The sequence below is a fragment of the Caballeronia sp. genome (assembly GCF_028292365.1).
In the GTDB taxonomy this organism is placed as follows: domain Bacteria; phylum Pseudomonadota; class Gammaproteobacteria; order Burkholderiales; family Burkholderiaceae; genus Caballeronia.
On sequence record NZ_JAQGMM010000443.1, the window covers coordinates 1 to 10001 of the forward strand.

A 10001-nucleotide genomic window follows, 5' to 3' on the forward strand; every position below is an offset into this window, starting at 1 on the left:
GCCGCCGCAACGGCCGCTTCAAGTCGTTCTTTTTTCCGTGTGATCTGGCAGGTCGTCGGCCTTTGCCGACATTTGGCTATTGAGGTCGGCTTCGCAGGATAAGGAAGCGTCAATAACTGGCCGGGTATACCGCTGAGCTATGCTGCCGCAAAACTGCCGCTGAAGTAGGACGAACCGTTTCGACCGGCGGCTTACCGCGGAGCGGGTTTGGCGCGTAGAGCCGGCTAGCCGTCGCAACAATCCGTTTCTTGCGCTGCAATTCCGCAAGGTGAGTCAGCTGTTCGCACGAAGGTCCGCTGCCAGTACAACTGCCCTCGCGTTTAAAACGGACGATCCGTTCGATTACGACGCGGTCCAACGCCCGGCGAGATTAAACCGCAAGAAACGGAGTTTTTTTAGCTGCGCGCGACGATAGGTTGAAGTCTCTGCAGAGGACGCATCCCGTCAAGCGACAAGCGAGTCACTACAGATCAAGATTAACGACGGTAAATATCATTAACAGGAGTCCACCATGTTGCCATTGCTTTCTTTTCATGCGTTGGTTGCGCATCGAGGGGATGGATTACGCCCGGAGCTTCTCGCGCTGCTTCAACGCGAAGCACAGCCTCAGATGCCTTCCTCGAACCTCAGCCGCCAACCTGCGGCGATCCCGAAGGGCGAGGGACCTGAACTCATCCTTAAGGATCCAACTGCCGAATAATGTCGGGCCGAAGCGGCAGTGCGCCTTGATGATGTTCCGTTCGGTGCTGACTAATCGAGAGATCAAGCTGAACCGCCCGCTTCCGCAGTGACGAGGCCCGACAGGTCGATGCCCGCCTTAAGAGAACCGTACAGGTTCATCGCGATATATGCGGGCAGCACCTCGGCGCGGTGGAAGTGGTTGCTGAAAACGCAAGAAATACGGCATGTTTCGCCGTGATCGGCGAATATAAATGACTTAACGGAAAAGTCTTTGTTCGTTTCCGAATAGTCTTCCTGTGTCAGGATCCGGTCTTTCGTTGACCATGGTGTGCACCGGATGCACAGCTAGCAGTAAATCGGAAAGACTGGGATCGTCCGATGCTGAACGCGTAACGCAGCTCGTTACAGGACAATTCACGTAGGACCGCTGTCGACATCTCAAGAGCCATTCGCCACCGCGCGCTTACATCGGCCGCTTGCGAGGGGCGAAGCAGTCATTCCCTTCACCGCGACCGCCGACATCTCCGCGCACCGTTCTAGCCCCTACAGGTTTAGAAGCGGTGACGTAACGAAAGCTTGACGGCAACTTGGGTCGGAGTAGACGACTGCCCGAGCGTACTGATTGCCGCGACCGCCGCATGACCGGTCGAATCGACACCCGATGCACGCTGCCACACGCCGACCAGATTCAGGTCGGTGCGTTTCGAGAGCGAGTAGTTCGGACCGAAATCGATCTGCTCATACTTTGCGTGGGGTGCTTTCGTGTAGTCGAACGACGCGCCGATCAGCAGCGCGGGCGTGATGTAATAGCGCCCATTGATTTCGTAGCTGTTGAAAAGCGCGTTGCCCGTGTTCGGTGTGGAAGCGGTGCGCCGGATATCCTGGAAGCGGGTGTTCGTGTAGACCAGCCCGATGCTGCCCCGCCCGATCTTGTACGACACGGCCGCGCCGACGATCTGCCACACGTTCGCCGAAGCGTAGCCGCTAGACACGGGGCTACGGCCCGGCGTCACGTAACCGGTCTGGCCCGGCGAAAGCGCACTGTCGAGCACCGATACCGAAGGGTTGTTGATGTTGTCGTAGGCGAACGCGGCGGTTAGCGGACCATTCGAGTACTTGAGCCCAAGCGTATAGACCCGCCCCGACGCAAAATTACCCGCCACGCCGCCGGGCGCAAACATGCCGTTCGCCTGGAGGCCACGGAACTTAGGCGACTGGTACTTCACCGCGTTGTTCACGCGAAAGGTCGAGTTCAGATCGTCGAAGTCGCCCGGATGAGTCCCAAGCCATGCCCACATCGAAGTCGCGGCAATCTCGCCGATGAGTTCCGTCATCGGGTCGTACTGACGGCCAAGCGTCACCGCACCCCAAGTGTCACTACCGAGCCCGACGAACGCCTGGCGGCCGAACTCGCGCCCGCCTTGCAAGAGCTTGCCGTTCGACGTGTCGAAGCCGTTTTCGAGCGTGAAGATCGCTTTGAGGCCACCGCCCAGATCCTCGCTGCCGCGCAGGCCCCAGCGGCTGCCGCTCGTCTGTCCCGTGATCGTTTCCACGTTCGAGTGTCCGGACTGGTTGTTCACGTACACGAGTCCGGCATCGACGAAACCATACAGCGTGACTGAACTTTGGGCGTGAGCGACGCTTGCGAGAAGCGGCAGGGTCAACAAGGCGATTCTAGTTTTTTTCATAATGTCTCCGACGTGACAAGTCCGCGTTTTCTCGCGAGAGAGCGAGATAACGGCAAACATCACTGGGTTTTTAAAATGATTATTTCGGCGGTGGTACTTCGGTAGATCAGCCGGAAAGGGAACCCCATCCCGGCTGAAAGCCCATGACCTGGCGTGGGTGTCCACGCAGGCTCTGGTCTGTTTCTGATCTAGTGCGTGGCGCCCACCTCGACGGCCACGGGACGGGAACCGTAGATGCGCCCCATGACGAACACACCGATGCCGGCGACGAGTACAGGCCACGCCGAGAAGCGGAAGATTTCTGCAGGTGTCCAGTGCGCTGAATACAACATGCCCGCAATAAGCGGCCCCGCGATGCCGCCGAGCCGACCAATGCCAAGCGCCCAGCCCACGCCTGTCGAGCGCAGGTTAATCGGGTAATAGACGGCCGCGAGCGCGATCACGCTCTTCTGTCCTCCGCTGATGCAGAACCCGGCGCAGAAGACCATCAACATCAGCCATGCGACGCTACCCGAGAACGCGTCCCCAACAAGCCACATGAATACGCAGCCCGCCAGGTACATCACGGTGAGCGTCACGTACGGGCCGACGCGGTCCATCGCAAGGCCGAGCGGTACGGCCGACAACACGCCGGCGATCGTCGGCAACGCCGTCACCCAGACTACAGTCGCGGCGGAATATTGCAGGCCCGTGAGCATCGTGGGCAGCCAGCTCTGCATGAAGTAAAACTCGGCAAGATTCAGGAAGAAGATCAGCCAGAGGAGCAGCGTTCCGGCCGACGTGCGCCCTTTCACAAGCGCCACGACGCTCGCACGCGTTTCGCCCTGACCCTCGAGCCGGAACGTGCTGCCAACCGGCACTTCAAGACGCGGATACAGCCGCAGCAAGATCACGCGCATCCGCTCCTTGCCTTGCGGGCGCCGTTGCAGGAACGCAAGCGACTCGGGCAGCAGCCAGGCGAGTGGCACTGTTAGTACAAGCGGCGCGATGGCGCCGACCAGCATCAGCGATTTCCAGCCGTGCGTGGGCATCAGCGCGCCGGCGGTGAGTCCCGCCACGACGAAGCCGAGCGAGAAGCCGCAATACACCAGGAGCACGAAGGTGGCGCGCAGCCTCTTCGGTGCAAATTCGCAGGTCAGCGCCACCGCGCTCGGCGCGGCCGCGCCGAGGCCGATACCGGTCAAAAAGCGCAGGCCGATGAGCTCGCTAACGTTGGTGGCGAATACGGTCAGCAGCGTGAATACCGCGAACAGCACGCTGCTCGCCAGCATCATGCGTTTGTGGCCGAAGCGCGCCGACAGCGGTGCGATGGCGAGGTAGCCGATCATCAAGCCAACGAGCGCGACGGAAAAAATCGAACCGAGAATCTCGCGCGGCAGATGCCAGTCCTTGGCAAGCGCGGGCACGATGTAGCTGACGGCCTGCGTGTCGAAGCCATCAAGGAACATCAGCAGCGCGCACAGCAAAACTACGAGGCACTGTCCTCGGCCGACCTTCTGGCGTTCAATGACCTCGGCTACGTCGATGAGGTGGGATGCCACGGTGTTTGTCTCCTTGATTATTGTCGGAAGGTGTTACGCCTTCTCTAGGGGCGTATATCTGTGTGAACGAAGGCGTCGCTGAAGAAATCATCGTCGCGCAGGCCCGCCTTCACGAACGTCTCGTGCGCGACACTCGTCATGACCGGATTGCCGCAGGCATAGACCTGGAAGCCTGCGAGCGAGCCGAAGTCTTCGAGAACCGTCTCGTGCACGAACCCGCTGCGGCCGCTCCAGCTCTCGTGCGGCTCGGAGAGCACCGGCACGAATGTCAACTTGCCGCTTGCGTGCCACTTTTGCGCCAGCTCGACGAGATACAGGTCTTCGAGGCAGCGTGCCCCCCAATACAGATACAGGGGACGCTCAAGCTGGTGTTTGATGGCGTCCTCGACGATCGACTTGACCGGTGCGAAGCCCGTGCCGGTCGCAATCAGGATCGCGGGCTTCGTCGATTCGTCCTGTAGCGAGAACTCGCCAAACGGCAGCTCAACACGCAGCTTCTGCCCTTTCTCCAGCCGGCGCAGCAAGCCTTCGGAAAACTTGCCGCCCGACACGTGACGAATGTGCAACTGGACGCTGTCGCTTTCGTGGGGCGGATTTGCCATCGAGTAATTGCGACGGCTGCCGTCTTCGAGCTCGATCTGCAGATACTGGCCGGCGCGAAACTTCACGCGCACGCCAGTCGGCATGCGCAGTTGCAGGACGCTCACGTCGGCGGCCGGTTGCGTCAGGCGATACACGGACATGTCAAGCGTCTTGCGCACGACCGGTTCACGCTTTTCGATCTTGCGAGGCCCGATCGTCATGTCCGAAGACGGCCGCAGGCAGCACAGCAGCACGCGCTCGGCGGGGCCTTCTACATCGCCCTGCACGGATGAGCGGCCCGCGCCAACCACCACTGCGCCTTCGCAGGTCGAACACACACCCTTGCGGCACGAATACGGCACGGCGTAGCCTGAACGTTCGGCGGCGTCGAGCACGGTTTCGCCCGCATCGCAGCGGAACGCGACGTCGCTTTGTGCGACGGAAATCTGATAATCCAAAATGTGGCCTCGATGAGCGATGAAGACGTTTCAGCCAGCCTGCGCGGGGAGCACGGTTCCGGTTGTGATCAGGCGGATGGCGCCGAGCAGCGGTGCCGGATCGGCGCGCAGCCTGCCGGCGATGTCGAAGCCGCTGCCGTGTCCAACGCTCGAGAACACCACGCCCGCGCCGATCGACAACGCCGCCGAATGCCGGCCGGCGCGCAGCTTGACGGGTATGTGGCCCTGGTCGTGATACATCGCGACGAATACATCGACGTCGGAATTCGCGAGCAACAGGTCTGCGCCTTGCGGTCCGACCACCGTGATGCCTTCGCCGCGCAAGTTCCTCGCGGCGGGTTCGGTGATGTCGATGTCCTCCCGCCCGAAGAGTCCGCCCTCGCCTGCATGCGGATTAATACCCATCAGCCCGACCGTGGGATGCTCGATGCCCATCAATTGCAGCGCCTGCACGGCGGCCCGCGCAGCGCGTTCGACGTGGCGTTGGTCGAGCCGAGCGAGAGCAGATGCGATGCCCTCGTGCAAAGTCGCATGGACGATGCGCAGGCCACCCCCGATCAGTAGGAGATAGACGTCCTCGGCCGCCAAGCCCATCTCCTGCCCGACGAAGCCTGGATAGCCGGCGAAACGTACGCCCGACGCATTGATCGCCGTCTCCGAATGCGGACACGCGATCACGGCATTGACATGGCCCGCTCGCGCGGCACGAAGCGCGGCGCTGACATAAGCGAGCGTGGCGGTGCCGGCCGCAGCCGCGACCGTGCCTGGCACGAATGCATCGGCGGGAAGCGCTGCACCATCGACCATGTCGACGACATCAATCGTGCTGCCTTCCGGCGCAGGCAAAGCGTCCGGCTGCACTTCTCGCAACGTGAACTCAGGACAGCAACGCTGCGCATACCAGCGAATCACGAAGGCGTCGCCGAATAGGACGAGGCGTGTTTGCGAATGTCCATCGTGCTTATCGCGTCCGGCGCTCGCCATCTGCGCGGCCGCCTTCACGGCTATCTCGGGGCCGATTCCGTTGGGGTCACCGATCGCGAGCCCGACGGTCATGGCGCGGGTCATCGTTCGTGTCATAGCGGCAGCGCCAGCAGCGTGTCGATGCGCGAGCTGTCGCATACGACGATCCGTTCGCGCAGCTTCACAGCGCCCTCTTCCACGACATATACGTCGCAGTAGCGGCCGGTCGCAAAGAGGCTCGTCGAGCCGTCGCGCATGATGCGCGCCACCATGAACGACGTTTCGCTGCGCGCCTCATTGGCGCTTTCGTCAACGATATAAGGATGCCCGAGGAGGTGCCGGTAGCCGTGGCGCTCATAGATGTTGGCGTCCCGCAGCGAGGCGACTCGGTCGACCAGCATGCCGCGCGAAGCCGCGTAGATCATGCTGCCGGGCAGACCCCGCTTGTAGTTGTCGGCGGTCGTGATCTTGTAGACGCATGCTTGCGTGAAGAAGTCCGGCCAGTGCGCGAGATCGCCGTCGTCGATGCAGCGCGCGTAGTCGGCCTGTGCACGCGCGATCAGTTGATGAATGTCGTGCGCCATGTTCAATATCCCATTGCGTTGCGGTAGGCTTTCCAGAAGCCGCGGATCGACGCTTCCGTGACACGGCTCGCGCTGCTTTCGGTGCTGTCGCCGCCCATCTCGATCACCGAGTTGCTGTCGCTCGCGCCGCCGATACCGCGTTGCACGAAGCCACCGACGCAGCCGTCTTCCATCGACACGTATCCCGCCGGCCCGACCAGGTTCGCCTGCCGCAGGCGCATTTCGCGCAACTCAGCGGTGTCGTCTTCGAAACCAAGATAGGTCCAGTTCAGTTCGGTTTGCTGAGTGCCGCGCGGCAGAATCTGGCGAACCGCGATCGCGTTCTGGATCTGTTGCAGCACGAAGCCAGGGAACACGGAAAGAATCTGCAGCGTGACGCCATCGCCGAATTCATCCATGCCGGCCAGCACCGAGTTGTCCTCGAGCCGATGCTCGCTTTCGGAACGGATCTTCTGATCGGCGTAATTGCTGGCGGCTTTTGCTTGCACCGCAGCTTCGACGGCATGGTCGACGGCCGAGTAGCTGACGTGATGGCCACCGCTCGGGTCGACGATGATGCCGCCGCGCTGTGACAGCCGGTTCAGTTGGAACGTCGTGAAGAACAGATGCAGGATGCTCGCGTGATACGAGTCCTTGACGTTCTCGAAGTAAAGCTTCCAGTTGTTCGGCAACATCTGCGTGAAGCGGCCAAGCACGACAGGCGTGCGGTTCTCGAGCACGCGCGCGATGCGCTCGACGATTTCGTCGCCGAGGTATTCATCGAGCGGTGGTACGTCGTCGGAGAAACTGCCGAACACGAGGCCGTGCAGCGTCGCCACGCGCAGCTTGCGCAGACCGTGGTCGCCTATGCAGAAGCCCGCCTTCATGCCGCCCTTGCCGTCAATGCCGTCCTTGAACGCGACGCCAAGCAGATCGCCTTGCAAGTTGTAGGTCCACGCGTGATACACGCAGCTGAAATCTTTCGCATTGCCTTGGTCTTCGAGACATACCATCGCGCCGCGATGCGCGCAGCGATTCTCGAACGCATAGAGCTCGCCGTCGGTATCGCGCGTGACCACCACCGGCGCATCGCCGACAAAGGTGCTGCGGAAGTCGCCCGGATTCGGCACTTCCGCTTCCAGACATAGGTAATTCCAGTTCGGGCCGCGGAAGATTGCGTCCTGCTCGTCGGCGTAGACGTCTTCATCCTGAAATAGCGTATAGGGCACGCGCGTCAGGCCTTCGGACGGCCACGTAATGCTGGCGCGGCCGGCGCGCCGGGCTGGCACGATGGGGATGATGTTCATTGCTCACTCCATGTATTGCAGGGCCGTTTAACGTCGCCGGCCTTCGTCTGCCGTTCCGAGTTGACGGACTCGATTGAATGTGTTCGAATACCGTACATTGTTCGATATTTAAATCAAATATGACATCCATCAAAGAACCTGTCAACGTGCAGGCGGGCATGTCGTCGCCTATGGAAGACATTGAATTGGGTGGCAAGGTCCGTGTGAAGGAAGGCATGGCGGGCTTGGCCAAGGGGCTCGCGATCATCGAGGCGTTCAGTGCGTCGATCACGCGCATGACCGTGTCGGATGCCGCGCATCACGCGGATCTGAGCCGCCCCGCCGCGCGCCGGTGCCTGCTGACGCTTGTCGAACTTGGCTATCTGGCGCACGACGGCAAATTCTTCACGCCGCTGCCACGGATGCTCAGGCTTGGGAGTGCTTACCTCAGCACGTCGTCGTTGACGCAAATTGCCCAGCCGCTGCTTGCGAGTGCGCGCGACGAGCTGCAGGAATCGGTATCGCTTGCTGTCATGGACGAGGGTTATTCGGTGTTCATTGCCCGCGCGGAAGCGATCAGAATCGTGTCGACTGGAGTCAAGCTCGGGGGAAGACTGCCTGCATATTGCTCGGCGACCGGGCGCGTGCTGCTATCGGGCTTGTCGGAGGACGAGATTCGTCGGCATCTCGACCGTGTCCCGATGAAACACCTGACCACTCGCACGCTCGGGAGTTTGGACACCGTCACGCAGGCGGTGAAGCGTGCGGCGCAAGACGGCTATGCAATCAGCAATGAGGAACTGGAAATCGGCATGTGCGCGATGGCAGTGCCGGTGAGAAATCGCAGCGGCGAGATCGAGGCCGCACTGAGCGTCAGCGTGTTTTCCGGACGCGTAAACGTAACGACATTGCAGGAAACCTTTCTTCCAGTCTTGCTTGCGGTGGCTGCACGACTGCAGCGGTCCCTTTGACTTTTTGACCGGTTAGCTGGTTTGCACGGTCCGCTGATGGTGTTGTGTTTTTTTTGCGTTATCGTGCGGCAAGTTGCTATATGGCGTTTCTCTGCTTACCGAAAATGTGGATAAACGGCTACCCCAATATCAAGTGGCTGCAGGAGACGGTCCATGAGTAACAAAGTCGATTTCGACATGTGCATCACTCAATCGTCCAGCCAGCCGCCGAAAGTACGCGCCGGTTACGTTTCAGCCGGAAATATAGGCGGCGTAGATGGCATCCATCGCGGAATCAAATTGGCCCCTTCCCGGATCGTTGGTCCGACCACGCCTTCGGATGCCCAGCATTGCCATCTTCCGTCCACATCGACATCTAACCGGTGAGAAAACCCAGCCGTCCCTGCTCGGTCACATGGGAGAACGGAGCGTCCGGCGTCGGTGCGCCATTGCCCGCAGAATTTCGTCGATAAATCCACCCGCAGCAACTCCGGGGAAGAGACGACCCGTATACGCAGCAATACTCCGACCTCACGAAACGCCTCAATGAGTGCTCCGTTTTTGCTTCAGTGAATTTAGTTGCCGATCGGCAACTCCGACTGACAGCGAAACTGGAATCACGGGTCCCTCCGGTAGTCGTTCCTTTACGGTCCGAAGCAAGGAGCGACCGCCCGTTTGGCCGGGGAGGCGACGAGCATAGTCACGATGAAGATCCGTTAACCAAGCTGAGCCATCGGTGGAACGGCCGCACGACGACGAAAGCAAGCGTCCGTAGCTGGGCCGGCATTTGCCCCTGGCCGGTCGCTGTCGCCCACGCATGCGTTTGCGGTGTCGGCCAGCAATGCTTACGGCTCTCTGCTCTAACGACGCGCTTTACGTATCAAATGAGATAGTTCGAGATCAGTCGCGATCTTCCAGACATGGCCGCGAGAATATCGAATATCGAATGCCGAAGCGGCGTTCGATCGCCGCGCGAAGCCGCTCGTTGGTCCAGGTATCAGCTACGATTCCTTGTGCTTTCGGGGAATGGCGTAACGACGCGGCTAGCCAGGACATTAATGTTGCCGTCGACACTTGTTGGCTCGGCCTGACGTGCGAGCTGCTTTTGGGTTTAAGGCAGTTGGCAAATCCGAGGTCGATGATGAGCTGTCTGACGTACACACGGGAAAAGCTGATTCCGAGATCCCTTGCGATCAAGGAACGAAGGCGCCTGTCAGTCCACAGATCTGACTTGTATCTGTGCGCCGAGGCTGATCCGCGTAGCGCTATTGCTATCCATTCCCGGGCCT

Annotated in this window: 8 protein-coding genes and 1 pseudogene; 2 read left to right on the plus strand and 7 right to left on the minus strand. The window is 60.6% G+C overall.

The genetic code is table 11. The features are described 5' to 3' along the window. The first annotated feature begins 511 nt into the window (after positions 1-511). The gene (locus JWR14_RS26325) at positions 512-700 is read left to right on the plus strand and encodes a hypothetical protein (protein ID WP_299714400.1); all 189 of its coding nucleotides are present in this window, start codon (positions 512-514) and stop codon (positions 698-700) included. A gap of 532 nt (positions 701-1232) precedes the next feature. Here the strand turns inward: JWR14_RS26325 and JWR14_RS26330 are convergent. The 6 genes from JWR14_RS26330 to JWR14_RS26355 form a co-directional block, all read right to left on the minus strand. After that, positions 1233-2369 carry a porin gene (locus JWR14_RS26330; protein WP_299714403.1) on the minus strand — a complete coding sequence of 379 codons (1137 nt, stop codon included), beginning with the start codon at positions 2367-2369 and terminating at the stop codon, positions 1233-1235. 188 nt (positions 2370-2557) lie between these two features. Further along, positions 2558-3910: an MFS transporter gene (locus JWR14_RS26335; protein WP_299714406.1), complete on the minus strand. Its 1353-nt coding sequence runs from the start codon at positions 3908-3910 to the stop codon at positions 2558-2560. A gap of 44 nt (positions 3911-3954) precedes the next feature. Then, positions 3955-4950 (minus strand): 2Fe-2S iron-sulfur cluster-binding protein, encoded by a 996-nt coding sequence (locus tag JWR14_RS26340; protein WP_299714409.1) that lies wholly within the window; start codon positions 4948-4950, stop codon positions 3955-3957. Between the two features lie 30 nt (positions 4951-4980). Further along, positions 4981-6030 (minus strand): 4-hydroxythreonine-4-phosphate dehydrogenase PdxA, encoded by a 1050-nt coding sequence (locus JWR14_RS26345; RefSeq protein ID WP_299714412.1) that lies wholly within the window; start codon positions 6028-6030, stop codon positions 4981-4983. Further along, complete coding sequence (locus tag JWR14_RS26350; protein ID WP_299714415.1) at positions 6027-6497, minus strand: aromatic-ring-hydroxylating dioxygenase subunit beta; 471 nt, start codon at positions 6495-6497, stop codon at positions 6027-6029. Before JWR14_RS26350 ends, JWR14_RS26345 begins: the two co-directional genes overlap by 4 nt. A 2-nt stretch (positions 6498-6499) precedes the next feature. Continuing rightward, complete coding sequence (locus JWR14_RS26355) at positions 6500-7783, minus strand: aromatic ring-hydroxylating dioxygenase subunit alpha (protein WP_299714417.1); 1284 nt, start codon at positions 7781-7783, stop codon at positions 6500-6502. A 119-nt stretch (positions 7784-7902) separates the two neighbouring features. On the opposite strand from JWR14_RS26355, the gene JWR14_RS26360 reads away from it, so the two are divergent. Further along, the gene (locus JWR14_RS26360; protein ID WP_299714419.1) at positions 7903-8733 is read left to right on the plus strand and encodes an IclR family transcriptional regulator C-terminal domain-containing protein; all 831 of its coding nucleotides are present in this window, start codon (positions 7903-7905) and stop codon (positions 8731-8733) included. 879 nt (positions 8734-9612) lie between these two features. Here JWR14_RS26360 and JWR14_RS26365 read toward each other — a convergent pair. Further along, positions 9613-10001 (minus strand): annotated as a pseudogene (locus JWR14_RS26365) (hypothetical protein); the annotation flags it as partial.